The 24207-nt window shown below is 67.5% G+C and carries 25 protein-coding genes; 14 read left to right on the forward strand and 11 right to left on the reverse strand.

Annotated elements, in window-relative coordinates; genetic code table 11:
* Positions 1 to 44: 44 nt before the first annotated feature.
* The 4 genes from AB0I19_RS20545 to AB0I19_RS20560 all read left to right on the forward strand — a co-directional run bounded on the left by AB0I19_RS20545 (position 45) and on the right by AB0I19_RS20560 (position 4961).
* A complete protein-coding gene (locus AB0I19_RS20545; protein WP_357150563.1) occupies positions 45 to 848 on the forward strand; it encodes a VOC family protein in 804 nt (267 codons plus the stop codon).
* Between the two features lie 95 nt (positions 849 to 943).
* Positions 944 to 2695 (forward strand): PQQ-binding-like beta-propeller repeat protein, encoded by a 1752-nt coding sequence (locus AB0I19_RS20550; RefSeq protein WP_357150564.1) that lies wholly within the window; start codon positions 944 to 946, stop codon positions 2693 to 2695.
* Between the two features lie 273 nt (positions 2696 to 2968).
* Positions 2969 to 4057, forward strand: coding sequence for an ABC transporter substrate-binding protein (locus AB0I19_RS20555; protein ID WP_357150565.1), 1089 nt, complete (start codon positions 2969 to 2971; stop codon positions 4055 to 4057).
* 67 nt (positions 4058 to 4124) lie between these two features.
* Positions 4125 to 4961: a dioxygenase gene (locus AB0I19_RS20560; RefSeq protein ID WP_357150566.1), complete on the forward strand. Its 837-nt coding sequence runs from the start codon at positions 4125 to 4127 to the stop codon at positions 4959 to 4961.
* A 2-nt stretch (positions 4962 to 4963) separates the two neighbouring features.
* Here AB0I19_RS20560 and AB0I19_RS20565 read toward each other — a convergent pair whose 3' ends face one another.
* From AB0I19_RS20565 to AB0I19_RS20575, 3 genes are read right to left on the reverse strand one after another with little or no spacing between them, the layout of a single operon-like run.
* Positions 4964 to 6481: a tripartite tricarboxylate transporter permease gene (locus tag AB0I19_RS20565; RefSeq protein ID WP_357150567.1), complete on the reverse strand. Its 1518-nt coding sequence runs from the start codon at positions 6479 to 6481 to the stop codon at positions 4964 to 4966.
* Positions 6482 to 7006: a tripartite tricarboxylate transporter TctB family protein gene (locus tag AB0I19_RS20570; RefSeq protein ID WP_357150568.1), complete on the reverse strand. Its 525-nt coding sequence runs from the start codon at positions 7004 to 7006 to the stop codon at positions 6482 to 6484.
* Complete coding sequence (locus tag AB0I19_RS20575; RefSeq protein WP_357150569.1) at positions 7003 to 8010, reverse strand: tripartite tricarboxylate transporter substrate-binding protein; 1008 nt, start codon at positions 8008 to 8010, stop codon at positions 7003 to 7005. Before AB0I19_RS20575 ends, AB0I19_RS20570 begins: the two co-directional genes overlap by 4 nt.
* 120 nt (positions 8011 to 8130) lie before the next feature.
* Here AB0I19_RS20575 and AB0I19_RS20580 point away from each other — a divergent pair, with 120 nt between their 5' ends.
* The 3 genes from AB0I19_RS20580 (at position 8131) to AB0I19_RS20590 (ending at position 10063) form a co-directional block, all read left to right on the forward strand.
* Complete coding sequence (locus AB0I19_RS20580; protein WP_357150570.1) at positions 8131 to 8961, forward strand: alpha/beta hydrolase; 831 nt, start codon at positions 8131 to 8133, stop codon at positions 8959 to 8961.
* 63 nt (positions 8962 to 9024) lie between these two features.
* Positions 9025 to 9543 carry a hypothetical protein gene (locus AB0I19_RS20585; protein WP_357150571.1) on the forward strand — a complete coding sequence of 173 codons (519 nt, stop codon included), beginning with the start codon at positions 9025 to 9027 and terminating at the stop codon, positions 9541 to 9543.
* 124 nt (positions 9544 to 9667) lie between these two features.
* On the forward strand, positions 9668 to 10063 hold the full coding sequence (locus AB0I19_RS20590; protein WP_357150572.1) for a hypothetical protein: 396 nt from the start codon (positions 9668 to 9670) through the stop codon (positions 10061 to 10063).
* A gap of 1 nt (position 10064) precedes the next feature.
* Here AB0I19_RS20590 and nrdF read toward each other — a convergent pair whose 3' ends face one another.
* Positions 10065 to 11027, reverse strand: a complete 963-nt coding sequence (gene nrdF / locus AB0I19_RS20595) for a class 1b ribonucleoside-diphosphate reductase subunit beta (RefSeq protein WP_067493116.1) — start codon at positions 11025 to 11027, stop codon at positions 10065 to 10067.
* A gap of 371 nt (positions 11028 to 11398) precedes the next feature.
* Between nrdF and AB0I19_RS20600 the strand changes: the two genes are divergently transcribed.
* Positions 11399 to 12340: a hypothetical protein gene (locus AB0I19_RS20600; RefSeq protein WP_357150573.1), complete on the forward strand. Its 942-nt coding sequence runs from the start codon at positions 11399 to 11401 to the stop codon at positions 12338 to 12340.
* Position 12341: 1 nt separating this feature from the next.
* On the opposite strand, the gene AB0I19_RS20605 is transcribed toward AB0I19_RS20600, so the two are convergent.
* Positions 12342 to 12449 carry a methionine/alanine import family NSS transporter small subunit gene (locus AB0I19_RS20605; RefSeq protein ID WP_084456630.1) on the reverse strand — a complete coding sequence of 36 codons (108 nt, stop codon included), beginning with the start codon at positions 12447 to 12449 and terminating at the stop codon, positions 12342 to 12344.
* On the reverse strand, positions 12449 to 13993 hold the full coding sequence (locus tag AB0I19_RS20610) for a sodium-dependent transporter (RefSeq protein ID WP_357150574.1): 1545 nt from the start codon (positions 13991 to 13993) through the stop codon (positions 12449 to 12451). The genes AB0I19_RS20605 and AB0I19_RS20610 overlap by 1 nt, the downstream gene beginning before the upstream one ends.
* A 241-nt stretch (positions 13994 to 14234) precedes the next feature.
* On the opposite strand from AB0I19_RS20610, the gene AB0I19_RS20615 reads away from it, so the two are divergent.
* Positions 14235 to 15203, forward strand: coding sequence for a peptidase (locus AB0I19_RS20615; protein ID WP_357150575.1), 969 nt, complete (start codon positions 14235 to 14237; stop codon positions 15201 to 15203).
* A gap of 3 nt (positions 15204 to 15206) precedes the next feature.
* Here AB0I19_RS20615 and mgtE read toward each other — a convergent pair whose 3' ends face one another.
* Together mgtE and AB0I19_RS20625 are read right to left on the reverse strand one after the other, a co-directional pair.
* Positions 15207 to 16646 (reverse strand): magnesium transporter, encoded by a 1440-nt coding sequence (mgtE, locus tag AB0I19_RS20620; protein ID WP_357150576.1) that lies wholly within the window; start codon positions 16644 to 16646, stop codon positions 15207 to 15209.
* A 290-nt stretch (positions 16647 to 16936) separates the two neighbouring features.
* Positions 16937 to 17554: a TetR/AcrR family transcriptional regulator gene (locus AB0I19_RS20625; protein ID WP_357150577.1), complete on the reverse strand. Its 618-nt coding sequence runs from the start codon at positions 17552 to 17554 to the stop codon at positions 16937 to 16939.
* 78 nt (positions 17555 to 17632) lie between these two features.
* On the opposite strand from AB0I19_RS20625, the gene AB0I19_RS20630 reads away from it, so the two are divergent.
* Together AB0I19_RS20630 and AB0I19_RS20635 are read left to right on the forward strand one after the other, a co-directional pair.
* Positions 17633 to 18319 (forward strand): DUF899 family protein, encoded by a 687-nt coding sequence (locus tag AB0I19_RS20630; protein ID WP_357150578.1) that lies wholly within the window; start codon positions 17633 to 17635, stop codon positions 18317 to 18319.
* A 152-nt stretch (positions 18320 to 18471) separates the two neighbouring features.
* On the forward strand, positions 18472 to 19467 hold the full coding sequence (locus AB0I19_RS20635; protein ID WP_357150579.1) for an LLM class F420-dependent oxidoreductase: 996 nt from the start codon (positions 18472 to 18474) through the stop codon (positions 19465 to 19467).
* Here AB0I19_RS20635 and AB0I19_RS20640 read toward each other — a convergent pair.
* The gene (locus AB0I19_RS20640; protein WP_357150580.1) at positions 19456 to 19932 is read right to left on the reverse strand and encodes a DUF3558 family protein; all 477 of its coding nucleotides are present in this window, start codon (positions 19930 to 19932) and stop codon (positions 19456 to 19458) included. The genes AB0I19_RS20635 and AB0I19_RS20640 overlap by 12 nt on opposite strands.
* 288 nt (positions 19933 to 20220) lie before the next feature.
* Between AB0I19_RS20640 and AB0I19_RS20645 the strand changes: the two genes are divergently transcribed.
* Entirely contained in the window at positions 20221 to 20895 is a 675-nt protein-coding gene (locus AB0I19_RS20645) for a hypothetical protein (RefSeq protein WP_357150581.1), read from the forward strand.
* A gap of 110 nt (positions 20896 to 21005) precedes the next feature.
* On the opposite strand, the gene AB0I19_RS20650 is transcribed toward AB0I19_RS20645, so the two are convergent.
* Together AB0I19_RS20650 and AB0I19_RS20655 are read right to left on the reverse strand one after the other, a co-directional pair.
* A complete protein-coding gene (locus AB0I19_RS20650) occupies positions 21006 to 21152 on the reverse strand; it encodes a hypothetical protein (RefSeq protein ID WP_357150582.1) in 147 nt (48 codons plus the stop codon).
* Positions 21149 to 21439, reverse strand: coding sequence for a helix-turn-helix domain-containing protein (locus AB0I19_RS20655; protein WP_357150583.1), 291 nt, complete (start codon positions 21437 to 21439; stop codon positions 21149 to 21151). The genes AB0I19_RS20650 and AB0I19_RS20655 overlap by 4 nt, the downstream gene beginning before the upstream one ends.
* Before the next feature lie 361 nt (positions 21440 to 21800).
* On the opposite strand from AB0I19_RS20655, the gene AB0I19_RS20660 reads away from it, so the two are divergent.
* Positions 21801 to 23438 (forward strand): hypothetical protein, encoded by a 1638-nt coding sequence (locus AB0I19_RS20660; protein WP_357150584.1) that lies wholly within the window; start codon positions 21801 to 21803, stop codon positions 23436 to 23438.
* The gene (locus AB0I19_RS20665) at positions 23435 to 24187 is read left to right on the forward strand and encodes a hypothetical protein (protein ID WP_357150585.1); all 753 of its coding nucleotides are present in this window, start codon (positions 23435 to 23437) and stop codon (positions 24185 to 24187) included. The genes AB0I19_RS20660 and AB0I19_RS20665 overlap by 4 nt, the downstream gene beginning before the upstream one ends.
* The last annotated feature ends 20 nt before the right edge of the window (positions 24188 to 24207 follow it).

The following is a 24207-nucleotide window of genomic DNA, read 5'->3' on the forward strand; positions in this document are numbered from 1 at the left end:
CGCCTGCGACCGTCTGCGTAGATCCCTTCAGCCGAGGAGTCAGCATGCAGTTCACCCCGCAACCCGGCGATCCCACCTGGATCGACCTCTACACCTCCGACCTCGACCGCGCCATCGCCTTCTACGGCGAGCTGTTCGGCTGGACCGCCGAACGCGGCGGGCCGGAGTTCGGTGGGTACACCACGTTCAGCAAGAACGGCGTCGCCGTCGCCGGTGCCATGAGCCGGATCGAGGACGAGGGCGATCCCTACCCCGACCGCTGGACCGTCTACCTGCACTCCGACGACGCGGCCGCCACCGAACAGAAGGCCGCCGAAGCGGGTGGCACCGTGTTCGTGAAGGCGATGGAGGTCCCCGGTGTCGGCACGATGGCCGTGCTGGCCGATGTGGGCGGCGTGGGTGTCGGCGTGTGGCAGCCGGGACCGTTCCCCGGTTTCGGCGAGATCGGCCGGGTCGCCGACGGAATCTGGCAGGACGCCGCCGGCCTGCCGTCCTGGTTCGAACTCATGACACGCTCCTACCCGCAGTCGCTCGACTTCTACCGCGCGGTGTTCGGTTGGCACGACACCTTCACCGTCGCCGACACCGAGGAGTTCCGCTACACCACCCTGCACGCCGAGTCCCCGATGCTTGGTGGGGTGATGGACGGGCAAGGCCATCTGCCCGAAGGAGTACCCGGCGCGTGGGTGGTGTACTTCGGCAGCGACGACACCGACAAGACCGCTGAGCTCGCCGTATCCCTCGGCGCGAAACTGGCCTTCGAACCGATGACCACGCCCTACGGCCGGGTCGTCGGTCTCACCGATCCCACCGGCGCCCACTTCAGCATCGGCGGCACCGCCCGCTGACCGAGGCGGCGACGTTTCCCGCGTCGCCAGCCCCGGCGCTAGTCTCGACGCGACGCCCGAGCGGGCGGTAGCGACGAGTTCTTGTGTGGGGGAAGATGTCCGGGGACCAGACGACCGAACGCGCGCGTGTACTGCGGTCGATACCGATACTCGCCGGCCTGGTCGGTGCCGTACTCCTCGCCGTGGGTGTGGTGCTGGCGCTCTACAGCCAGTTCGTCGCGGCACCGATTCCGGTGCCGCTCAACGGCGACTTCAGCGAGACCACCGATTTCCCGTTCCGACTGATCCGGGGAAGCCTCGTCGTCGCGGGCGCCGCGGCACTGACCGGTGCGGTGGTGTTCGCTCTCGGGCGTCGCGGTGACGAGCGTGCCGCGAGTGTCGGTGCGGGAGGCGTACTGGCGATACTCTTCGTCCTCGGTGGGGGCCTGTGGTTCGCGGTTGCGGCGGACATCCCGTCGACCTATCAGCGGCTGACCTCGGACTTCGTCGTGACACCCCGGGCATCGTCCGCGATCGCATCGCTCGCCCTCGCCATCTCGGGCGCATTGCTGATCTTCGTGTTCGTGGTGAAGCCGACCGGCCCGGTGCCGCGTTGGAGGGCGCTGGTGGCGGCGCTCGTCGTCGGCGTGGTCCCGGTGCTCGGCGCCGCGGGCGTCGCGGTCCGCTTCGGCGACGACAGCGTCGCCAGCGATCACGTCACCGCCGAAGCGGCACCCGAGGCTGGCGCGCCTGCGGTGCTCGGGTCCGAGAAGTTTCGGCTCCAGATCCCTGCCGATCCCGATCTAGGTCACCGAATTCTCGTCACCCGAAGCGGTTTCGTCGCCGTGACGCCTGCGGGTATCACGCAGTACGACGGTGCGACGGGAACCGAACGGTGGCACTATCGGCGCAGCGATATCAGCACCGACAGGGTGTGGAACCGGCTCGAGGACACGACCTACCTGCGCGCCGAGGACGTGGTGCTGACCAAGTGGAGGAATATCGGCTGGATGGCATTCGACGCGGCCACCGGCGAATTGCTCTGGACCGGAGGAGACTTCGCCAGTGACCCTCGCTCCACGGCCGGCGGGCACCTGCTGGTCACCGTCTCTTCCGAGACCGGAAGCGTCACCCGCTACGACGCCCGGACCGGGCGTGAAATGTGGCGTATCGCAGGCGAATCAGCCAAGTGCACCGCAGCACCATCGCAGGTCGCGACCACAATGACAGCGATCTACCGTGTGGCGCGTTGTGGTGACGGCGAAGCCGCGACGGTGGTCGTCACGGCATTCGATCCGATGTCCGGAGAGGTTCGCGATACGCGCAGCTTTTCCACGCCCGGAGCGGTGCGAGCCATGCGTACCGGCGTCCGCGTGTTCGACAGCGGCTTCGTCTGGGTGGAGTGCCATGGGGAGGAAGCAGTAGAAACCGAGATCTTCCTGCCACCGAACCAGCCGCTGTCGTCGGCCATCGTGGATTCGAGCCGCAAGTACAGCGACGTCGAAGAGGCGGACAGCACAGCTGCGCTGGTCAGCTCCGAAAACTCGGCACTATTGGGCGACCGCTGGGAGGTCTTGTCCGCCGTCGGCGAAATCAGGTGGACCGAGCTCGAAATGACCGCGCCCGCGACCGGGACGATGTCCGTCGAGGACCGCACCGAACTGCTAACCGACCAGGCCGTCATGCTCACCTACGATGATGGATACAAGCTGCGGACCTGGGACCGATCGACCGGACGCGAGGGCCGAGCCGTGCCCGTCGCCCTCGGTCCACACGGGGATCCGCGCGTGGCAACCACCTCGGGATCCGTGCTGATGATCGCAACCGATCGCAAGGGTCACAAGTCCGAGATCATCGGCTTCGGCTGACCCCGCGATCTGCACCGGGCCGCACAGGGGCGCGGTTCGGGACGGTCAGTAGATGGATGCTGGTCGCCGCCGCACAACACGGCCTCGGGCTGCTCGCCCTGCGGGGTCGATGGTCTGCGCGTTCCGGCTGCCACCGGACCTGCGCGTGCCCACCACCTTGCCGCTGATCGCTCGGCGGTGGCGATGTCGACGCACCTGCAGAAGACAAGTCCCGGCACCGATGACCTCGGCCCCCGACATTCGCGCCGACCCCAACCCAGTACCCTCGTGCGCATGCCGGTGAGCGCCCGAGAACGCACCCGATTCCGTCGCACCGCCAAGCAGGGTCGTCGTGACCGCTCGCGGGGCGGGCTCGTCGCCGCGTTGCTGTGCGTCGCGGTGGTGAGCGCGGGTTGCGCGGACAAGCACGACGACGCGAGCACGATCATCCGCACCACGACCAATATCGCCGGTGCCGGTGTGGTCGGCGCCGACCGTGACACGGCGACCGCGTGTCCGACGCCGAGCGCACCCGACGCGGGGTCGGGTACCCGCTCGGTCACCCATTCGGCCGGGGTCACGGAGGTACCCGCCGATCCGCAGCGCATTGTCGTGCTCACCAGCTCCGCTCTCGACGCGGCGTGTGCGCTCGGCCTGTGGGAGCGGGTCGCGGGCGCGGTGACGCTCGACGGTGAGCGTCCCCAGCCGATGTACCTCGGGTACGGCGTGCTGAAGGTGCCGAGTATCGGACCGATCGGCGCGCCCGACCCGACGCGTATCGCCGAACTGAAGCCCGACCTCATCCTCGGCGACGTACCCCCTGCCGCAGGCGGTTACGAAGCGCTGCGCGCGATCGCGCCGACCGTGCTGGTCGGCAGCGGCGGCAGTTGGCAGTCCGATTTCGTCGCCTACGCCGCCGGGATGGGCCGCACCAAGGCCGCTGACGCCGCCCTGCAGTCCTACCTCACCGAGGCTCACGACCTCGGCGACGCGCTGCACGCGAACCAGTCCCAGGCCTCGGTGCTGCGTTTCACCGCCGACACCATCCAGGTGCAGGGTTCGGAAACCTTTGCCGCGCAAGTCCTTTCGGATGCCGGTGTACAGCGCCCCCAGGCGCAGCGCGGTCCGTCGTTCGACATCACCCCCGACGACTTCTCGAACAAAGCCGAGGGCGACATCATCTACGTGATGTTCGACGGCCCCGACGGTGAGGCGCACGGCAAGAAGGTGCTGCGCTCGAAGGAATTCGAGAACCTGGGCGCCGCGACGGATCGCCGCGTGTTCGCGGTGGACGACAAGATCTGGCACACCACCGGCCTCACCGCGGCACGCGCCGTGCTGACGGATCTGCGCAACAGCCTCAACGGCTACGTCACCGACTGATCGGCGTACAGCAAACGCCCAGCGAGTTTCCAGGCCGGGCGCAGTCCGCGCGCTTACCGTCGTCGGCATGGACGAACACGATCTGGGACTCGGTCACGATCTGCGGGTGATGTCGCGGCGGCGAATTCTCGGCGTTCTCGGAGCCGCGGGAGTAGCCGCCGTCGCGGCGGGCTGCGCGGCGGGCGAGGAAACCGGCGCGACCACCACCGAGGCTTCGACGACCGCCACGGCCACCCCCGCCGCAGCCCCACAGGAAACCGCGGGCCCCTACCCCGGTGACGGCTCCAACGGACCGAATGTGCTGATCGAATCCGGTGTCGTCAGATCCGATCTGACAACCAGCTTCGGCGCGTATTCCGGTGTCGCCCAAGGTGTCCCGATGTCACTGACCTTGACACTGCACGACCTTGTGCAGGGCGGTGCCGGTGCGGGGATGGCGGTGTATGTATGGCATTGCGATCGTGAGGGCCGCTACTCGCTCTACAGCGAGGGTGTCACCGACCAGAACTATCTACGCGGCGTACAGGTGGCCGACGATGCGGGCGTCGTCGAATTCACCTCGATCTTCCCCGCCTGCTACGCGGGCCGCTGGCCGCATATCCACTTCGAGGTCTACGACTCGCTCACCACCGCTGTCGCGGGCGAGAACGCCCGCCTCACCTCCCAGATCGCCCTCCCCCAGGACTCCTGCGAGACAGTGTTCGCCGCCGACGCCGGTTACGCGGCCAGCACGACGAACATGTCGGCGGTGAGCTTGTCCTCGGACAACGTCTTCGGTGACGGCTGGGATGCCGAACTGGCCACCGTCTCAGGCACTCCCGCCACCTCCATGACCGTATCGCTCACGATCGGTGTGGGCGAGAAGTCCGGTCCCCTGCCGGGTGGTGGTCGTCCGCCTCGCTGAGATCATTTCGGCGCGTCGGCGCGCACGCTGCGGCGCAGCTTCAGCTTGTTGAACACACCGATGGCGACGACACCTGCCAGCAGCACGTACAGCGTGATCGTGATCGGGGTGCTCACCAACGTCAGCGGATCGTTGTCCGAGTTGTTCATGGCCGCGCGCAACGAGGTCTCGGCCAGCGGCCCGAGGATCACCGCGATGAGCACCGGGGCGATCGGCACGTCGTAGCGGCGCATCGCGAAACCGATCGCACCGAGCACCAGCATGAACACGACGTCGACGATCGATGCCGCCGCGGCGTACACACCGAAACACGCGAACACCGCGATCCCCGCGTACAGGTATTCGCGCGGGATCTTCAGCAGATTCGCCCAGAGCCGGGCGAAGGGCATGTTCAGGATCAGCAGCACGATCATGCCGATGAACAGGCTCGCCATCAGCGCCCACACCAGGTCGCCGTTGCGGCTGAAAAGCAATGGGCCAGGCTGCATTCCGTACTGTTGGAACGCGGCGAGCAGCATCGCCGCCGTCGCCGAGGTCGGCAGGCCGAGCGCGAGCAGCGCACCCATCGCGGTGCCCGCGGTGGCGTTGCCCGCCGCTTCCGGTGCGGCCACACCGCGGATCGCGCCCGTGCCGAACTTCGGCTTGCGGCTGCGGCGGTCCAATCGTTGCTCGGCACCGTAGGCAAGGAAGGTCGGCACCTCCGCGCCGCCTGCGGGAATCACCCCGAACGGCACACCGAAAGCCGTGCCACGGGCCATGGCGGGCACCATTTCCCGGAACTCCGAGCGCGTCAGGTAGGGCCGTCCCTGCGGGGCGATGAGCGTGCGGTCGTCGGGTCGCCCGATCCGGGACGCGACGTACAGGACTTCACCGATGGCGAGCATGGACACCGTGATCACCACGACGCTCACCCCGTCGAACAGTTCCACACTGCCGAAGGTGAACCGCTGCGCACCGCTCACCTGATCGGTGCCGATCACCGACAGCACCAAGCCGATGAGCAGTGCGGCAATACCTTTGAGAACCGAATCCGACACCACCACCGAGATCGCGACGAACGCGAAGACCGCCAGCGCGAAATACTCTCCCGGCCCGAACCTGGTCGCCAGATTCGCCAGGTGCGGTGCGAAGAACACCACGAGGACGGTCGCGATCAGCCCGCCGAAGAACGCTCCGACCGCCGCGGCCGCCAACGCCTGTGGGGCGCGGCCGTTGAGCGCCATCCGATGGCCCTCGATGGACGTCGCTATGGCGGTGGAGTTGCCGGGTGTGTTCATCAGGATGCCGGAGATCGAGTCACCGAAGAGGCCACCGAAGTAGATGGCGGCCATCATCACCAGCGCGGCCAGCGGGTCGAGCGTGAACGTCACCGGCAGCAACAGCGCCACCGCCATCGCCGAACCGAGCCCGGGCAGCACGCCGACAGCGGTGCCGATCACGCAGCCGAGCACCACGTAGAGCAGGTTGACCGGGGTCAGGACGCTGCCGAAACCCTCCAGGAGGTTCGCGATCTCGTTCATCTAGAACAGTCCCATCACGCCGGGCGGCAAGCTGATACCGAGCAGACCGCCGAAAACCAACTGGATGGTGGAGGACAGGGCAAGGCCGACAAGGATATTGAGGCCGTACCGCCTGCTGCCGAGGCCGATGGTGACACCCCAGAACGTCACCGCGCCCGCGATGATCCACCCGGCCGGGAGGAGCAGCACCGCGAACATGACCAGCGACGCGAAGGTGATCCCGGTACCACGCCAATTGCTGGACAGGCCGATGATCGGGCGGCCGTTCTCGTCGAGTGGGACCTCCGGCCTGCGGATCACGCTCACCGCCAACAGCACCGCGAACACCAGGCACAGCACCGCGGCCAGCAGCGGCACCGTTTTCGGGCCGAACAGTTCGCTCTCGTCCGCCACCTCCGTGTCGGCGATACCGGCGAACAGGAACACCGCCAGCGCGACGAGCAGCAGCGGCATGATGAGCGCGCTCCAACCGGGCCGCCACCACGAGCGTGACACCGACGCCGGGTCGGGTTCGGTGGTACTCACGACAGCCCCAGGTCTTCGACGATCTCGGTGATCCGTGTCTGTTCCTCGGCGAGGAACTGGCGGAACGCCTCGCCTGCCAGGAACGTCTCCTGCCACCGGTTGCGGGCGACGGCGTCGCGCCAGCTCTCGGTGCGGGTCATCTCGGTGACGATGTCGATCAGCTCCTTCTGCTCCTGCTCGCTCAACCCCGGTGGGGCCACGAACCCGCGCCAGTTCACGAGATCCACCTGCGGGTAGCCGGCCTCGGCCATGGTTGGGGTCGCCTCGAGTCCGGGCAGCCGGCCGGGCGCGACCACGGCCAGCGGTCGCAACCTGCCGTCCTCGATCAGGTCGCGGAAGTCGTTGAAACCGCTGATCCCGATGCCGGGGGTGCCCGGCGCGGTCGAGAGCAGGTTGATGGTGAGTTCGCCGCCACCGGCGTAGGCGGCGTAGCGCACCTGAGCGGCGGGGATGCCCGCGGCCTCGGCCAGCTGGGCGGCGAGCATGTGGTCGATCCCGCCCGCCGATCCGCCGCCGACCGGTGTGGTGGCCGGGTTGGCTCGCCAGTCGCGGATCAGGTCGTCGAGGGTGCGATAGGGCGAGTCGGCGGGGACGACGATCACTTCGAAGTCCTCGGCGAGCCGGGCGATCGGCGTCATATCGGCGAGCTCCACAGGCGAACCGTTGCGCGCGATGCCGCCCATCATCACGGTGCCCGTGACCATGATCGTCGTCGCCACCCCGGTCTGCGTGGACAACTGACCGAGCCCGATCGTGCCGCCCGCGCCGGGCACGTTCACCACCTGCACGTTGTTGACGATCCCGTCGCCGCGCAGCGCCTGCTGGGCTTCGCGGGCCACCAGGTCCCAGCCACCGCCCGCGGCGGCGGGCGCGATGACGGTCAGTTTGGCCCGCGCATCGGCACCGTGGCCCGACCGATTGGCGTCCAGCCCCGCCGCGACCACCAGGACCACGACTCCGAGGACACCGAGGATCCAGCGAACTGAGCGGGGAACACGGTGCATCGGGGTCCTCTCACCAAACGTCTGCCGAAAGTTTGCCCGAGTCGGGTCGCCGCTGTGCACAGAACGCACAACAATTCGCCGACGGATCCGGCCGCGCGCCCCACGGTTACCCTCGTGCTCATGCCCGTGCAGCGCGACAGTTCCGTCATCCATTTCACCGACACCGGCAGCGGCGAGCCGATCGTGCTGTCGCACGGATTCCTCATGGACGCAACGATGTTCGACCGCACCACCGCGCGACTCACCGCCGCGGGACTGCGGGTGATCGCCGTCGACGCGCGCGGTTTCGGCGAGACCGTCAGCGACCCCGACGAACCGTTCACCTACTGGGACCTGGCCGACGACATCGCCTCGGTACTCGACCATCTGGACATCACGGGCCCCGTCATCCTCGGCGGCATGAGCCAGGGCGGCTACACGGCCCTGCGTTTCGCCCTGCGCTACCCCGACCGCACCAGGGCCCTGGTCCTCGCCTCGACCACAGCCCGCGCCAACACTGTCGAGGAATCCGCCCAGTACCGCGCCATGGCCACCGCCTGGACCGACCCCGCCATCCCCCTCGAACCCCAGGCCCGCGCCCTCGCACCCCTGCTCATCGGCGGCACCGACGCCGACCAGGAACACTGGATCCGCCGCTGGCTCACCAACCCCGACCGCCCCCGCACCACAGCGGCCTGGACAAACCTCGCCACCCGCGACGAAATCACCCCCCGCCTCCCCGAAATCCCCTGCCCCGCCCTGGTCCTGCGCGGCCACGCCGACCAAGCAGGCGGCACCGCCGACGACGCCTCAACCCTCGCCACCGCCCTCCCCGGCACCCACGGCCTCTCCACCGTCATAGCGGGCCCCACCGCAGGCCACGCAGTCTGGTGGACCCACCCCCAACCGGTATCCACCGCCATCACTGCGTTCCTCGACCAGCTCCGCCGGACCGAGCGGGCATCTTCCTAGCGAGACTCTGGGGCCGGAATGAAGGACATAACACCGGGACGAACCCTCGAATCGTCGCCCGGAATGACCGCTGCCGCGATTGTCGGCAGCGTTCTACTCGTCGGCGGTGCGGCGATCAGCGCCTTTTCCGTCGAACCGCGGACAGCGGCAACACAAGAGATCGACAACCTCGGTTCGGTCCTGTCCCTGTTCTCCCTGGTCTTCGCAATCGCCGCCCTCGTCACGTTGACCATCGCATTACGCTGGTCGACCACCTTCCGCATCAACGGACTCGGAAATCTCCCCGCAGTCGGAATGGCGGTCGTTCTCGCCCTCGAAATCCTGATTTCACGTGCCTGGGACGGTATCGACGACATCGCGCAATGCCTCCACGACAACCCACCTACCGCTGTGACACTCGCCGTCGCTTCATGGGCGCTGGTCGTCACGGGAACCGTCCTCGTTCTGTGTATTGCCTTCTCGCCGCCGTACCGATGGACCATTCCGCTCCGTTCTCGGATCATCTATGTTGCCATCGGCATCTTGATTTGCTGCCTTGCAACAGCATTCGCTCTCGACTTGGGCAGCGGTCAGCCGATCTGAGGCCTGCGTTACTCCATGAGCGCAGATGCGCACTGTGGCCCGCTCGACTGAAGTCGCTGGTAGCGGGGCCGTTGGTAGCATGGCACGCGCTGATCCATGACCCGCGAGCGTCAAGGAGAGATCTATGTCGAAGCGTGAGGTTCCGCCCGAATCCGACAATGCCGCCGATGTCGATATGCCGTGGGCGCCGCGGGATCACGAATGGACCGGGCATCGGGCCGAGCATGATGCCCTGGAATGGGCGAAGGGGGATCCGAAGAAGCTCGCCAGTATCTATCTGTATCGCGATCCGGAGGGGGATCCGGCCCTCGAGAAGGATTACAAATTTCCGGTTGCCGACATCATCGACCGGAAGCCGACCAGGGTGTTCCGGGCGGTGGCGAATGCGGCGGCGCGGCTGGATCAGGCCGATATCTCCGGCGCCGACCGCGACAAGGTGAAGCAGCGCATCAGCGAGCTCTACCGGGACGCGGCCGACGCCTTCGACGATCCGGAACTGCGGGCACCGTGGGATCGGTGAACTAGAACTCCCAGTCCTCGTCCTCGGTGTTGACGGCCTTGCCGATGACGTAGCTGGAACCCGAACCGGAGAAGAAGTCGTGGTTCTCGTCGGCGTTGGGCGACAGCGCCGACAGGATCGCCGGGTTCACCTCGCACTCGTCCTTGGGGAAAAGGCCCTCGTAGCCGAGGTTCATCAGCGCCTTGTTGGCGTTGTAGCGCAGGAACTTCTTGACGTCCTCGGTGAGGCCGACCTCGTCGTAGAGGTCCTGGGTGTAGTCGACCTCGTTGTCGTAGAGCTCGAAGAGCAGCTCGAAGGTGTAGTTCTTGAGCTCGTCGCGCTCGGCCTGGGAGACCAGCTCGAGGCCCTTCTGGTACTTGTAGCCGATGTAGTACCCGTGCACCGCCTCGTCGCGGATGATCAGCCGGATCATGTCGGCGGTGTTGGTGAGCTTGGCCCGCGAGGACCAGTGCATCGGCAGGTAGAAGCCGGAGTAGAACAGGAAGCTCTCCAGCAGCGTGGAGGCGACCTTGCGCTTGAGCGGGTCGTCACCGTTGTAGTACGACAGGACGATCTCGGCCTTGCGCTGCAGGTTGCGGTTCTCCTCCGACCAGCGGAACGCCTCGTCGATCTCCTTGGTGGAGCACAGGGTGGAGAAGATGGAGCTGTAGCTCTTGGCGTGCACCGACTCCATGAACGCGATGTTGGTGTACACCGCCTCCTCGTGCGGGGTGAGCGCGTCGGGGATCAGCGAGACCGCGCCGACGGTGCCCTGGATGGTGTCGAGCAGCGTCAGGCCGGTGAAGACCCGCATGGTGAGCTGCTTCTCCTCGGTGGTCAGCGTGTTCCAGGAGGGGATGTCGTTGGACACCGGCACCTTCTCCGGCAGCCAGAAGTTGCCGGTGAGCCGGTCCCAGACCTCGGCATCCTTCTCATCGGGTACCCGATTCCAGTTGATGGCCGACACCCGATCGATGAGCTTCATTCCGCCTCCACACCTTTCCGCCAGACCTGTGACCCGCACCCGCCGCCGTGTGCGAGGCCGTTCCCCACGAACACTACTCGTAGTGGGTGACAACCTCGCGGAGCACAACAGCTTGTGTTGCGATGCGGGCGATCCGACCTCACCGGTCGACCATCCGCACCACACACGCGGCCCCCATTGTGCGTCACGCGCCCGCGCGGACCACCATCGCATCGCCCGCGTTTTCCTCACACGCACCGACCACCCCGCCCGTCGGTGAGCACCACCACCCGCCGCCCGATCCGGAACCGCCCCGTCGACCCACGATCACGGTGCGGGAAGATCGTCGGGAGAGAGTGAACCGATCCGAAGGGACATCGACTGTGCGACGGATGTTTCTGTTGACCCTCGCCGCGATGACCTCGGTCGCGTGCGGTCCCGGCCCCGCGCCGGATGCGATGCCCAGCGACGGGTTCTGGTCCAGGGCAGCGGTTTCCGACGAGGAGAAGGTGACCGTCCTGCGCAAGGTACGCGCGATCGACGTGTGCGCGCTGCTGCCGCGCGCCTCGCTCGAGCCGTTCGGAACGGTGAGCACGGTCGAGGACGTCCGCCCGGATCAGTGCCGTGCCGCCATCGCCGTCGACGGTCATCTCACCGGTATCGACGCCACCTGGAGTACGGGGGTGATGTTCTCGGGCGAACCCGCGATGGACGGACCGGTGCGCGAGGAGTCGATGGGCGATGTGCGCGTGTTGTTCGACGACGAACCCGCCACCTCGTCGGATCCGCAGTCGCGCGCGGCGTGTCAGGCGTGGGCGTTGTTCGTGTCGGGCGCCGACCTGTCGCTGAGTGTTCGCGCGCCGGGCGACGCGTGTGCGACCGCCGCCGACCTGTTGCGGATCGCGCTGGTCGAGTTCCGCGAGGAGCCGCCGCACGGCACCTCACCCGATACGGATCGCACGGTGGTGACCGGCGCCGACCCGTGTGCCGTTGCCCCGCTGCTCGGTTCGCTCGTGCCGGTGGGTGATCAGCGGCTCACCACCTGCAAACTCACCGTCGACGGCCATGAGGCGATCGTGACCTACGACTACGGCTCCGAACGCTCCGTCACCGATGACACCCCCGCGTTCACGGTCGGCAGCCGCCAGGTGTTCCGCTTCGAGCCGGGCACCGCGACGTCGTCCATCACCTCCCTGACCGCCGTCGTCGGCCGGGCTCTGACTCCGGGCCCGACCGACGCCCTGCTCGGTCCCCGCGTGCCGAAGGTGACGGTCACCGCCGACTCGGCCGTCGCGGAGAAGGTCATGCGCGAGGTACTGCCGCTGCTGCCCTGAGCTACTCCGTGTCCTCCGGGAAACGGCGCAGGGCGATGACGGAGGCGAGCAGCCCACCCCACACCACCACGATCGAAATGATCAGCATCGTGATCGCACCAGCCGACATCAGGACTTCGCCTCCTCGATCACCGGCGCCGCGACGACGCCGTCCTCGTCTTCCGGTACACCGGGATCGCGCCACGGCAGCAGCGCCATGACCACGCCGAACACGATGGCCGCACCGGCCACGCCCCAGCCCGCGATCAGCACGTACTCGGTCGTGTATCCGCCGTAGGTCTCGTCGAATTCCTGGCGCAGGCTGTCGACCATCATCCACACCAGCGCCACCGGCGTCACCACGCCGAGCAGCACCATCCACACGCGGCCGACCTTCAGGTTGGACACCGTGTCGGTGTGTTCGCGCAGCACACCGAGTTTGCGCAGCGCCCACGCGACCACGATCACCGCGACGAACGCGGCCAGCACGATGCCGTACTGGTTGATGAAGTGGTCGGCCACGTCGAGCAGGTACAGACCGTTGCGAGTCGGGAACAAGGCGATCGAGACAGCGGCGGTGAGGCCGCCGACGATCAGCACCGCCGGCACCCGGGCCAGCCCGGTCCGGTCCTGCACTGCCGCGACGATCACCTGGACGATGCTGATCAGCGAGGTGAGTCCGGCCAGCACCAGGCAGGTGAAGAACAGGATGCCGAACCAGGCGGCGCCGGAGGACAATTCGGAGATGATCGTCGGGAACGCGACGAACGCCAGTCCGGGACCGCTGGTCGCGGCGTCGCTCACGGCGACACCGGTCTGGTGCGCCATGAAGCCGAGGGTGGCGAACACCCCGATACCGGCCAGGATCTCGAACGAGCTGTTGGCGAACCCGGCGACCAGCGCCGACCCGCCGAGGTCGGCCTTGCGCCGCAGGTAGGAGGCGTAGGTGATCATGATGCCGAAGCCGACCGACAGGGAGAAGAAGATCTGCCCGTAGGCCGCGACCCACACCTTGCCGTCGGTGATGCTCGACCAGTCCGGGGAGAAGAACGCGTCGAGTCCCTCGGCCGCGCCGGGCAGGAACAGCGCCCGCACCACCAGGATCAGGAACAGCGTGAACAGCAGCGGGATGAAGATCTTGTTGGCGATCTCGATGCCGCGGCGGATGCCGAGGGCGAGCACGACCAGCGTCACCACCCACACCGCGATCAGCGGCCACAGCACACCGGGCACGAACGGCGCCGCGAAGCCCGGCTGGTCGGCGACGTGGAGGAAGTCGTTGCTGAAGAACTTCTCCGGGTCGTCACCCCACTGCTGGCCGACGGAGAACCCGGCGTAGCGGATGGCCCAGGCGATGATCACCGCGTAGTAGACCGCGATCACGAAACTGATGGCCACCTGCCACCAGCCGATGGGTTCGGTCGCGCGGGACATGCGCCGGAACGCCAGCGGGGGTGAACCACGGAACTTGTGGCCGATCGTGTACTCGAAGATCAGCAGTGGGATGCCTGCCGAGAGCAGGGCGACCAGATAGGGCAGCAGAAAGGCTCCGCCGCCGTTCTCGTAGGCGATATAGGGGAATCGCCAGATATTGCCCAGCCCGACCGCCGAGCCGATCGCCGCGAGCAGGAATCCTGCCCGTGTACCCCATTGTTCCCGGGGGCGTGCTGTCATCGCACTACTCCATCTACTCGCGGCGTGTGGTCTCGGTTGCGCGAAAGGACCTTAGTGTAGGGGCGCCCGGCTCCCCCCGGCCGGGGATCCGATGTCGCCCCGGTGACGATCCGGCGGAGATCGCGATGCGGCGACAAGGCGGCATCGGTCCAGTTCCGGTGTTTGCGAGCGGATTGCTCGGACGGGCACACTCGGGTTCGGGTCCGACATCGGACCGGGTCACCGACGACAGGGGTTGCCGATGGTGCGCAGGATCGCGTTCGCCGCGGTGGCATTACTCGTTTGCGTCGGCTGTGGTGACGACGAGAGCGACCCGTCCGCGACCGCGCCGCCACCACCGGTGGTCCCGGCGCCGCCACCCGAGTTCTGGTCGCAGGTGCCGCGTGACCAAGCCGAACGCGAGAAGGTCGCCCAGGCGACCCGGCAGGTGGATGTGTGCGCGATCTTGCCGCGCGAGGCGCTCGAACCGCTGGGGTCGATCGAGAGCGTCACCGTCGGCCTGGATTCGTGCCGGGCGGTCCTGCACAGCGATTCCCCCGGCGAAGGCACCACCCTGACCTGGCACGCGACGCTGCTGCCCGGCCTGACCGCGGGCGGACGAGGCAGGACCAGCCAGATCGGCGATGTGACCGTGCGCCTCGTTCCCGACCGAGACGCCGGCGAGCCCCGATCCTGCGGCGTCACCGCGCATTTCCCGGCCGGGGCGGCGTTCTACCTCGGCCTGTCCACGCGCCCGGGGACCAACCCGTGCACCGTCGCCGACGAACTGGTGCCGGGGATGGTGCAGCGGTGGCGGGAGTCGCCGGCCCAGGGCACGTCCCCCGACACCGTGCCGACGGTGCTGCTCGGCGCCGACCCGTGCGCGGTCCGCACGAAACTCGTCGGCACGGTGCACGACGACGAGCAGCGACTCACCCAGTGCCTCTTCGGTTATCGCGGGCAGAAGATCACTGTCGGCTACGAGTACCGGGTGCCCGAATATCTGGCGGCCAACAGCACCGAGGAGCACATCGACGGCCGGACAGTGCACCGGTCGGTCTCGGTGTACGACAGCTCGATCCCGATCTATACCGCCGCCGTCGGCCCTGAATTACCGCCCGAATCAACGGTTTTCGGACGCCGGATCCCCATCGTCGAGGTGGTCGCCGCCACCGATGATGTCGCGAGGGACGTGATGGCGGCGGCGCTCACCCTGTTTCCACCCCGCTGAAACTCAGATCCCCAGAACGAGTTTCGCGGTGGTGAAGTAGATGATCAGTCCGGTGGCGTCGACGAGTGTCGTCACCATCGGCGCCGATACGACGGCCGGGTCGATGCGGAACTTCTTGGCCAGCAACGGCATCGTGCCGCCGATGGTCGCGGCCCAACCGCAGATGAGCACCAGCGTGACGGCCACGACGATGGCGATCTTGGGACCGACGAACACGGTGCCGATCAGCAGGCCCGCCGCGGCCAGCATGCTCCCGAGCACCAGGCCGACCCGGCATTCGCGCCAGATCACCTTGAACAGATCCGAGACCCGCACCTCGCCGACCGCCAGCGCACGCACACACGCCGTGGCCGCCTGCGCTCCCGCGTTGCCACCCGCCCCGATGAGCAGCGGAATGAACAGCGCCAGGCTGGCCGCCTGCTCGAGGGTGGTGGCGAAGATGTCGGTGACGCTCACCGTGAGCGTGGCCGCGAACAGCAGCAGCATCAGCCACAATGCCCGGTAGCGCGCCAGCTGGAACACCTTGGCGGCCATGTAGTGGCCTTCCCACGGCGCCGAACCGGCCTGCTTGGCCACGTCCTCGCTGTCGGCGGCCTCGAGCACCTCCATCGCGTCGTCGATGGTGAGCAGTCCGACCACGCGGTCCTCGCTGTCGACGACGACCAGGTTGATCTCGTTGGTCGAACTCATCAAGCGCGCCGCCTTCTCGGCGGAATCGGTGGCACGCACGAACGGCGGTTCGGTGACCACCAGTTCCGACACCATCGCCTCGGGCGCGTGCAGCACCAGCTCGCGCAGTTCCACGATGCCGGTGAGCCTGCGCCCCCGGTCGACCACGGGCAGGGTGTACACCGTTTCGGCGTTGGCGCCCTTGGCACGCACCAAGGCCAGCGCCTGGGCGACGGTCAGATTGCCGGGCAGCGCAACGACTTCCGGCGTCATGTAGTGACCGACCGACCCCTCCGGGTAGCCGAGCAGGGCGGCGGTCATCCGGCGCTCGCGGGGGCTCAGCCCCTCGAGCACCTTCTTGGCGACCTTGGCGGGCGCCTCGTGGAGCATGCGGGCGCGGTCGTCGGGGTCCATCGCCTCGACCAGATCGCGGAAGCTCTTCTCGCGCAGTCCCTGCAGGATCTGCTGCTGGTCGACCGGCTCGAGTTCCTCGAAAACCGTGATGGCGCGGTCCTTGTCGAGCAGCCGGAACACCACCCCGGCCTGCACGGCGTCCATGCGGGCCAGCGCGTCGGCGATGACGTGCGGCGGACGGTTGTCGAGCCAGTCCATCGCGCTGTTCACCCGGTGGGTCTCGACGATGTCGCGCACCGACTCGGACAGGATCGCCAAAGCCTCGGTCACCGAATAGTCCTCGGCCACAACAGGATTCGGTTCTTGCGCGGCGGCTTCGACAGGTACGTGACGTGCTTCGACGAGATCGATCTGCGGCATGGGACAGTCCTCTGGCGCGACGACGCGCATGCCTACGGCAGAGGTAGGTACATGCGCCGAGATGGTTTCGGGAGACGGCGAGGATTACCGCGGGCGTCCGCCACCACGACCATCACGCACCACCGCCAGGAGGGCCGGCCGGTTTCAGTGCGAGAGCGAAGGGGCGACGCCGCGCGGCCTTCGACTAGGGGGTTCGCTGCGCATGGCAACACCACCTCCTCGTCGTCACCGCGGGCCCTGTGCCCACACTTCTCCCCGAAGGATACATGCATGGACTGGTCGTTTCATCTTTACGCTGTCGTACCACTGGTCACAGTGGCCTCTGTCACACCATGGGCGGGCAATCCCGCGATGACGGTGTCGACCGTCTGTTCGGCGAACTGCCAGACCTTCGCGCCGTCGACGTGGCGCAGCGGTCCACGCAAGACCAGTTCGGCGAAACCGTGCACCGTCGACCAGCAGCTCCACGTGGCGGCCTCGCGCGCCGACGGGGCGAGGTCACCGATGTGGACCATCATGTCGAGCGCCTCGGCGAGGGCCAGGTAGGCGGGCGAGTCGGCGATCGCGGCGGGCGAGGTGTCGCCCGCACCGAAGAACGCGACGGCGAACCAGCCCGGCTCGGCGAGCGCGAACGCGATGTAGCCGAGACCGACGGCGCGCAGGCTTTCCCGCGGTCCGGCGGGTACACGGTCGGTCGCCATGCGCGTCGCCATGTCGGCCTGGATCGCCGAGGACACCGCGTCGAGCAGCGCCTTGCGGTCGGGAAAGTGCCGGTAGGCGGCATTGGGCGTGACTCCGACGCGACGGGTGACTTCCCGGATGGTCAGCGCGTCGGGCCCGCCGGACCTGGTGAGTTCCAAGCCGGCCGCGAGGAGCGCGGCCGCGAGATCGCCGTGGTGATACGCCAACCCTTGTACACCCTTTCCGCGAAGTATATGGTGTGAACATATCAAATGTGCACGCCGTACACATCGGAGGCCGTACCCATGACCGCACTCCCGAACGTCGTCGACCACGACACCTGGCAAGCCGAACTCGACGCCCTTCGCGTCCGTGAGAAGGCCGCCACCCGCGAACTCGACGCCATCGCCGCCCAGCGGCGCAAACTGCCCGCCGTCCGCCTGCCCGATTACACCCTCAAAGCCGAAGACGGCAGCGATGTTTCGCTCGCCGAGGTGTTCGACGGGCGCACTCAGCTCATCACCTACCACCACATGTGGACGCCGGGGAACACCTGGCAGTGCCCCGGCTGCACCGGGCTCACCTCCCAGTACGCGCGGCTCGATTTCCTCGACGCCTACGACGCGCGGTTCGTCATCGTCACCCAGGGCCCGATCGACGAAGTGCTCGCCTACAAGCGCCGCGTCGGCAACACCATGACCTGGTACTCCACCGCGGACAGCCCCTTCGGCGCCGATATGGGCGCGGGTCCCGGGGCAGGCTTCGCGGTGAACACCTTCCTGCGCGACGGCGACACCGTCTACCGCAGTTGGCACACCGACGGTCGCGGCACCGAACAGCTCGCCTACACCTTCGGTCTGATCGACGCCCTGCCCTACGGACGCCAGGAGGAGTGGCAGGACAGCCCCGAAGGCTGGCCGCAGTCACCCACCTACAGCCGGTGGCCCAGCTCCAAGGACATCGCCGCCTCCTACGGCGACCCGAACGCCTGAGCGGACGGTCACGGGCGAAAACCGCCGGTCGGGGATTCGGCGCGGCGCGCGCACAATAGTTGCCGGAGCGGGCGGCAGTGGGAACAGTGGAGACCGGAAGCCGCGGTGCGTGGCGCGGCGACATCGGTTGTCAACACACTGAGGAGAAACCTGTGCGCTTCGGCATCTTCGTCCCCCAGGGCTGGCGGCTCGACCTGGTCGACATCGAACCGGCCGATCAGTGGGCGGTGATGCGCGAACTGGCCGAGCGGTTCGACAGCGGCGGCGTGTGGGAATCGATCTGGGTGTACGACCACTTCCACACCACCCCGGTGCCCACCGACGAGGCGACCCACGAGGCGTGGTCACTGATGTCGGCCTTCGCCGCCTCGACCAGCCGGGTGCGGCTGGGGCAGATGTGTACGGCCATGAGCTACCGCAACCCCGCCTATCTGGCCAAGGTCGCCGCCACGGTCGACCTGATCTCGGGTGGCCGGGTGGAGATGGGTATCGGCGCGGGCTGGTACGAACACGAGTGGCGCGCTTACGGTTACGGCTTCCCGCCCGCCGGTGAACGCCTGGGCCGTCTCGACGAGGGCGTGCAGATCTTCCGCCAGGCATGGCGGACCGGGCGCGCCACCCTCGACGGTAGGTACTACCAGGTCGACGGCGCCATCGTGCACCCACGTCCGTTGCAGGAGAACGGGATTCCCATCTGGGTCGCGGGCGGTGGGGAGAAGAAGACGCTGCGCATCGCCGCGAAGTACGCGAACTACACCAACTTCAGCGCCGTCCCCGACGAATTCATCCGCAAGTCCGAAATCCTGCGCGAACACTGCGCCGAGGTGGGCACCGACTTCGCCGCCATCACCCGCAGCGCCAACTTCAACGCGGTTGTCGGAAGCACGGAATCGGAAGTGCAGGAACGTCTCTCGCTCATCATCGACCGCTACACACCCTTCCTCGGCGCCGATGCGGCCAAGACCTACGTCACCGACAATTTCGGGAGTAGCGCCGCCACCGGCACGCCCGAGCAGATCGCCGAACGGCTGGGCGGCGTCAAGGATCTCGGCCTCGGCTACGCCATCCTCAACTTCCCCGAAGCCGCCTACGACACCTCCGGTATCGAATTGTTCGAGCGCGAGGTGGTTCCCGCGCTAGGCGGGTAGGGCGGGAACGATCGCCTCTCCCATCCGGGTCAGCGTCGCGCAGGCATCCGGCGCGGGCTGGCCCGGGTTCGTCACCACGATCATGCGGACCACTCCCTGTTCGGCGCCGAAGGCGACATCGCACACCGTGGTCAGCGAGGCCGAGTCGACCAGCTTGCGTCCCGCACGCCCGGCGACCGTGATGTCGTAGAAGTTGCCGGGACCGGCTTCGGCCTCGAACTCCTCGAGCGAACGATCCGCCGAGTACACGCGCAACGACGCGGTCGCACCGTCCCACGCGCACGTCTGCCACCCCGCCTCCGCCGACCCGGCGGGGACCCTCGACGCCGGGTCGACCCCCGCCTGCGTGAGCGCCTGCTCCCCCACGCCCGCGCACGGCTCGAACAGCGCCTTCGCCGCCGGGTCGTCCCCGGAACATGCGGCGACCGTGCCCGCCACCACGATTCCCAGGCCAATTGTCGACAACCGGCGCATTCCAGGTCCCTTCCACTGCCTCGCAAACGCGCCCAAGCTACCAAGTGGTTGTCCTGTGCCGGCCCTGCGTCGCCCGATACTGTCGCGGTCACCACTGCCGACCATCCGAGTTGTGGCAGACCCGTACGGTCTGCCGTCTTTCAATTCCTCTCGGCACTGTGCGGCTTCTGCTGAATCTTGCTTCCACAGCGGGCTTTCCGACTCCGAACTTCCGGTGGGTGGCGACGTAGGATCACTGCCGGGCCTGCCCGTCGGCGGGTCGGGAAGGGGAATCGGACGATGAGTGCCACCATGCCCGTCGAACTATTGGCGGCGGGTTCTACTACTTTGGGCGCCGCCTACGCGGCCGCGCTGCAACTCCTGGACGCGCGCCGCTCGCGTGTCCGCGTCCAGCAACTGAGCAGAACGATCACCGAGGACACCGCGGAACCGAAGGCCGAGGCCGACTGGCTCGAGACCGCCGCACGCGAACGCTCGGCCCTCGACATCGAGCATCATCACAGCGCGCTCCAGCAGCAGCGGCTGGCGACCATCGCCTCGCTGGTATGCGGCGTGATCGCGATCGGCGTGGTGATGTACGGCCTGATCGGCGACGATCCGAGCGATCCGCAAGGCCTCGCCACCGTGGCCGCGGGCCTGCTGCCCGGCGCGGCCAGCGCCCTGCTGTTCTGGCAGTCCCGCGGAGCGAGCACCCGCGCCGACAAGTTCGCCGAACGCATCGCCACCACCGCCGCCCGCGCCGAAGCCCTCCGCCACGCGGACTCCATCCTCGACACCCGCGCCCGAGACCGCTTCGCGACCGCCGTCCTCCTCAGCACCGCGTTCCCGGAACTCACCGGCCGGGAGATCTGGCGGATGGCCGAGAGCAAACCCACTGCGCCCGAAGGTGATTCGCTGCCGAATTCCGGGGCGACGGAGGCTCGCCCTGATCCGGGCCGTCTCGCAGGCCACTGACATGATCAACGGCTCCTCCGAAGCAAGCACCTATTCCCCTCGTACGCCTGATCAAGGAGTAGTTCCGCGCCTCGGCGCCGCCTCGCAATCCTCTCCTTCTTCGGCTGAGATCAGGAGCCGGTGACCATCAGCTCGACAGCCTCGTTCATCCGGTAGCGCGTGGCCAAGATCCGCAGCGCCTCGTCCAGCGTGACTACAGGATTGCGGTATCGGGACAGCATCGACCGCAACGCGGCCGTCGCAGCATCCGCTGTCACGCCTTGTCTTTGCGCCGCGCAGCTCGTTCCGCCGCTACTCGCCGAGCTTCGCGCAGGTGTTGATCGATATCGGCGGGGTCGTCAGCGATCGAGATGTCCACTGCCGTTTCGGCCAAAGCGTCGTATTGGCGGCGGTGGGTCTCGCGGTAGTCCAGTACATCGTCGAGCGCCAGCCGATGGCGTGTGCCGATACGTTCGGCAGGAAGCTGACCCTTCTCGATCAACCGCTTCACCGTCGGGTGGCTCACTCCGAGCAGGTCGGCTGCCTGTTGGGAGGTCAAGGTCATACTCCGCAACCAGCGTGGCCGAACATACCCGCCGCTCCGGGCCGCCGAGGAAGTAGCGGCACGCGGGCGTATCTGCGAGACGCAGAGAACGTGGTCGATAAGGTCGCCACGTAACCGTAGCCCTCACCCGGACAGCGATGGAGAGGATCCATCACGCGGCACGGCGTAACCGAACGCGAACCGAGGGAACCGAAGCGGGCGCCAGTGCGTCCAAATCTGTAAGTGACTTTCTTCGGCTCAGCTGGGAGGTGGGTGCCGTGGGACGACGAGCAGCAGCGGGCGTTGCTCTGGACCGTGATAGCGTGCGGGCGCATACCGGTGCGGTGGGAATCCCGGTGATACGCGCGAAGGGGGCTTGGCGGTGACGCCGAAACCAAGCGAGCAGCCGAATCTGCCGCTCGGTGTGCAGATCGTGTTCGATGCGATCAACCAGCAGTCAGCCGCCGCGCAGGCCCGAGCCCGGATACTGGGTGACGCACTCGCCGGTCAGAATTTCGGCACCGATCCGAACTATGTGGTCACTGGCGAGCACTATGAGGACTACTCCCATCAGCAGTTATACGACTACGCGCGGGCGCTCAACACTGAGGGTTTGCAGTCCGCACGCGATCTGTGGGACTCCCAGGGCACGAAGATTTCCACTCTGGCCTCCGAGGCCGTAGCCAAGGTCCGCACTCGTACAGCTCACGGCGCTTGGGTCGGAGCGAGCGGCGACGCGCTGCGTGCGGCGGTCGCGGCCCTGGAGAAGACGGGTATTCAGCTCGGCGGAGTCTGCACATCGGTCGGCGTCCGCCTCGAGGCCGCGAGCTACGCCGCGCAAGCGACCCGGATAGCGGTACCGGAACCCGAGCCGATCAGTAGACCTGATCCCGACGACTCCAACTCGTCGGTGATCCCCGGTGTCGCGAACCCGGCCACCCTCGATACCGAGCAAGCGGCGCGAGCTCAGGCCGAACGGCAAGCTCAGGCCGCGTTCAACAACATCTATCGACCGGGCGTGTGGACGAGCGGCGATCAAGTGCCCGCGTTCACCGAGGTACCGAAGTTCGGCCAGGACGACAGCGCCAGTGGTGGCCCAGGCGGATCGGGCGGTTCCACCGGTGCGCCAGGCACGGGCCTGCCTACGGCCGAAACCAGCAGTCCGCCGAATCCCACCGATGAGAGCCAGAACAACGATCCCGAATCGAGCGGTGACCCGTCCGGATCGAACGATTCCTCGCCGAATGGGGTGACGTCGGACGAGTCGAACTCGGGCGACTCCGGTACCACGAACCAACCGGAGTCGGAGCAGACAACGGCGGCGACCACCCAGCCAGGACAAACCACCGGTACACCGGGCACCGGATCACCCGGAACGAGTGGCCCGGGCGGGTCGGCCGGTGGAGCATCGGGCGGATCGGCTGGTGGAGCGCCCGGTAGCAGCGGACCCGGGGCGCCCCTCGCTGGGAGGTCCGTTGCGGGACCGAGTATTTCATCACCGTTCGGAGCGGCCGCGGGCAGTGCGGCGGCGCGCGCGGCGCGCGCGCCCATGATGCCGATGGGCGGCATTCCCGGCGCGGCCGGGCGTGGAAAAGATGATGAGACAGACCGGAAATCACCGGAATATTTACGGTCGGTGTCTGAGGAGTGGACGCAAGGCATCACCGCTCATCAGGCCGTGTTTGGCGCGGACGCGGCGGCCGCGCGGCCGACCACCGGATCAACAGACGTGGCATCGCACGCGACCATGTATGACCCGAGCGCCGCTGCCCCAGCTACCGAGCCCGCTATGGACCCGCGCACGACGCCGACCGGTGCGGCCGATCCAGCTGTCCGTTCCGCGCCGACATCAGCGAATCCGCCCACCGAACCGGTAGCGCCACCCCCGGTCTCGACCGACGAGGTGTCCGGACTGCTTCGGCAATTCAGCGGACAAGGCCCCTTCGGTCCCGCCGAGCCGCCGCCCGTGCCCGAATCCGAGTCCCCGACATCCGAACCCGGCCAGGAGCCTGCCCGGTGAGCGATACCACCCAATGGCAGCTCACCCCAACCGAATTCGCGTGGCTGTGGCACCGCGAAACACGCTTGGACGCCTTCGACTACCCCCTCCCGATCGTCATTCGCGAATCCAGGGGGACCCCGGACGAATACGCCAGGAAGGTCGCCGGTTTCAACGCCCGATTCCCCCACGGCGCCGAGCAAGCACTCAGCGCCGCTTTCCTCATCCTCGAGCAAGCCGAAACCCGTCTGCGCTGCATGGGCTCCCTGCGCGACGGCACCCAACTCCGGGTGCACGGTGCCGCCCTCGACCGCCTAGGCGTTGTCGCGCACCAACGAACCGACGCCGCAACCGAATCCGGCACCATCTCCCTCACACTCACCCCACGCGGCCAGGTCCCCTCGCTGGTATGCGCCCAGCTGCCCGCCACCGAAGCGGGCCGCGCCGGTCGCCTGATCGGCTACACACCCCGCGTCCGCGCCGAACAACAACCCGACATCTGGGGGCGGACGGCCGACGGCAGCGTCCCGGTGGAAGAACGCATCCGCACGCTGGTAATGACCCAACCGCGCAGCGCCGAAGGGTACTTCGTCATCGAACGCGGACTGGATCAGCCCCGCCCGCCCGAGCCGATCTACACCAGCTGGATCGACATCGAACCCGGTCGCAAATCTAGCGGCCGCTATCTCATCGACGTCGACCATATGGACACCACGCTCACGCCGGTCACACCGACAACTCTCGTTCAAGAACTCGTCAGGCGGTGCTGATGAAAAACTCCAAGGAAAGG

It is taken from the genome of Nocardia sp. NPDC050413 (genome assembly GCF_040655475.1).
GTDB classification, from domain to species: Bacteria; Actinomycetota; Actinomycetes; order Mycobacteriales; family Mycobacteriaceae; genus Nocardia; species Nocardia coubleae.

What these genes read in the sequence shown, in the direction of transcription:
- AB0I19_RS20605 (WP_084456630.1), bottom strand. Translation starts at nt 12,449, where the DNA reads ATGTCGGCTGGTGCGATCACGATGCTGATCATTTCGATCGTGGTGGTG.
- AB0I19_RS20645 (WP_357150581.1), top strand. Translation starts at nt 20,221, where the DNA reads ATGAGTGCCACCATGCCCGTCGAACTATTGGCGGCGGGTTCTACTACT.
- AB0I19_RS20610 (WP_357150574.1), bottom strand. Translation starts at nt 13,993, where the DNA reads ATGACAGCACGCCCCCGGGAACAATGGGGTACACGGGCAGGATTCCTG.
- AB0I19_RS20560 (WP_357150566.1), top strand. Translation starts at nt 4,125, where the DNA reads ATGGACGAACACGATCTGGGACTCGGTCACGATCTGCGGGTGATGTCG.
- AB0I19_RS20630 (WP_357150578.1), top strand. Translation starts at nt 17,633, where the DNA reads ATGACCGCACTCCCGAACGTCGTCGACCACGACACCTGGCAAGCCGAA.
- AB0I19_RS20575 (WP_357150569.1), bottom strand. Translation starts at nt 8,010, where the DNA reads ATGCACCGTGTTCCCCGCTCAGTTCGCTGGATCCTCGGTGTCCTCGGA.
- AB0I19_RS20550 (WP_357150564.1), top strand. Translation starts at nt 944, where the DNA reads ATGTCCGGGGACCAGACGACCGAACGCGCGCGTGTACTGCGGTCGATA.
- AB0I19_RS20615 (WP_357150575.1), top strand. Translation starts at nt 14,235, where the DNA reads ATGGTGCGCAGGATCGCGTTCGCCGCGGTGGCATTACTCGTTTGCGTC.
- nrdF (WP_067493116.1), bottom strand. Translation starts at nt 11,027, where the DNA reads ATGAAGCTCATCGATCGGGTGTCGGCCATCAACTGGAATCGGGTACCC.
- AB0I19_RS20580 (WP_357150570.1), top strand. Translation starts at nt 8,131, where the DNA reads ATGCCCGTGCAGCGCGACAGTTCCGTCATCCATTTCACCGACACCGGC.
- AB0I19_RS20555 (WP_357150565.1), top strand. Translation starts at nt 2,969, where the DNA reads ATGCCGGTGAGCGCCCGAGAACGCACCCGATTCCGTCGCACCGCCAAG.
- mgtE (WP_357150576.1), bottom strand. Translation starts at nt 16,646, where the DNA reads ATGCCGCAGATCGATCTCGTCGAAGCACGTCACGTACCTGTCGAAGCC.
- AB0I19_RS20545 (WP_357150563.1), top strand. Translation starts at nt 45, where the DNA reads ATGCAGTTCACCCCGCAACCCGGCGATCCCACCTGGATCGACCTCTAC.
- AB0I19_RS20600 (WP_357150573.1), top strand. Translation starts at nt 11,399, where the DNA reads ATGTTTCTGTTGACCCTCGCCGCGATGACCTCGGTCGCGTGCGGTCCC.
- AB0I19_RS20565 (WP_357150567.1), bottom strand. Translation starts at nt 6,481, where the DNA reads ATGAACGAGATCGCGAACCTCCTGGAGGGTTTCGGCAGCGTCCTGACC.
- AB0I19_RS20590 (WP_357150572.1), top strand. Translation starts at nt 9,668, where the DNA reads ATGTCGAAGCGTGAGGTTCCGCCCGAATCCGACAATGCCGCCGATGTC.
- AB0I19_RS20585 (WP_357150571.1), top strand. Translation starts at nt 9,025, where the DNA reads ATGACCGCTGCCGCGATTGTCGGCAGCGTTCTACTCGTCGGCGGTGCG.
- AB0I19_RS20655 (WP_357150583.1), bottom strand. Translation starts at nt 21,439, where the DNA reads ATGACCTTGACCTCCCAACAGGCAGCCGACCTGCTCGGAGTGAGCCAC.